Annotated in this window: 1 protein-coding gene; it reads right to left on the reverse strand. The window is 65.1% G+C overall.

Annotated elements, in window-relative coordinates:
• Positions 1-34: 34 nt before the first annotated feature.
• Positions 35-1,417 (reverse strand): IS4 family transposase, encoded by a 1,383-nt coding sequence (locus tag BKN37_RS27100; protein ID WP_278184980.1) that lies wholly within the window; start codon positions 1,415-1,417, stop codon positions 35-37.
• Positions 1,418-1,511 lie beyond the last annotated feature (94 nt).

The raw sequence follows: 1,511 nt of genomic DNA on the forward strand, positions 1-1,511 counted from the left end.
GCAATGCCGCGCAGTTAAGGTTTGCGGCTTGTTGTCAACCGTCGAGGATTTCGATGGTGATGGTGGTTGTGTAGTTGGTGCGGTCGATGGTGCCTTTGGCGCAGTGTTTGGAGATGGCGCGTTCGACCACTCGGGGGCTTGAGCGTGATCGCCGGGGCGGTAGTGGCTGGTTGAGTACGGCTGCTCCGATGCGGCCGATCAGATCGACGGTGGTCGCCGTAATCGTTGCGGCGGCGGCAACGATCTGGTCACGGGCGGCGTGTAGGGCGACGGTGAAGCTGAGCCGGTCGGGGCTGATGGTGGGATGGGTCAGGCTGGTATCGGCGATGGCGGTGCGCAGGGCCTGGTAGGTGACCAGCAGGGCGTAGACCTCTTGGGCGATGCCGGTGGGGGTGGCTGCGCGCAGCACGCGTCCGGCCAGGATGGTCGATTTCAGTTCCAGGTAGCTGGTTTCGATTTCCCATCGTTGATGGTAGAGACGGACCAGTTCGTCTGCGGGATAGCGTTTTTCGTCGACGAGTGTGGTGATCAGCCGATAATGACCGCAGCGGGCGGCCCCACCGTCGAGTGCCACGCTGACGCGGGCGTCGATCACCCGCACGGTCACTGCGCCCATCCGGGCCAGCCAGGTGCGGTCGGGCAGTGTTTTGATCGGGGGCAGCACCCGGGTGTCTTTGCAGCGGATCAGCAGGTCGGCCTGTGCTGAGACGATCTGTTCCACCAGGGCGGTGACGGCGAAGTTGCGGTCAGCCAACAGCAGCATGCCTGGTTTCAGGCACCGCAACAGCGTGGGCGCATAGGTGGTTTCGCCGACCTGGTAGGCACCGAACACGGCGTCGACGACGGTGCGGGTGCCACACGCCACCACCGTCAATAACCGCAGCATCGGGTACCCGGAGGCGGCGTCTGGTCGGCCGGTTTGGCGGCCGAACGCTGCGGCGTTGGCGTCGCTGTTGGGCACGAACATCGAGGTGCCGTCGATGGCGCAGACCAACAGCCCCTGCCAGCGCGTCGCGCCGATCGCCGGGCCGCGTACCAGGGTGAACAGTTCGCGCAGCGGAGCGGCACCGACCCGTCGCAATGCTTGGGACAGCGCCGAAGAACCCGGTGTGGCCACGGTGGCAGGGTCCAGACCGGCGACCAGCCGCGCCCAGACCTGGCGGTATCCGATCTCGGCGAACAACGCCCCGGCCAACAACAGGTAGACCACGACCCGCGACGGCAGAACCCGAACACGTCGCTGCACGCGGCCGGTGGTCTCCAAGGCGGCATCAACGAGATCCGGAGACACGATCCGGGTCAACTCACCCAGATGGCCCGGCGCGAACGGGCCCTCACAGCCCGGTGATTCAGGACAGATGACAGACTGAACAGACAGCGGAACTCCCTGGTGAGACGGATGTCTTTGGACGGACAATCCATCGATACCGGGAGTTCCGCTGCCCTACCGGTACCCACAACGGCGTGTCACACTTGCCACACCAATCACACACCTAACTGCGCGGCATTGG

This window comes from Mycobacterium talmoniae (assembly GCF_001854525.1).
GTDB classification, from domain to species: Bacteria; Actinomycetota; Actinomycetes; order Mycobacteriales; family Mycobacteriaceae; genus Mycobacterium; species Mycobacterium talmoniae.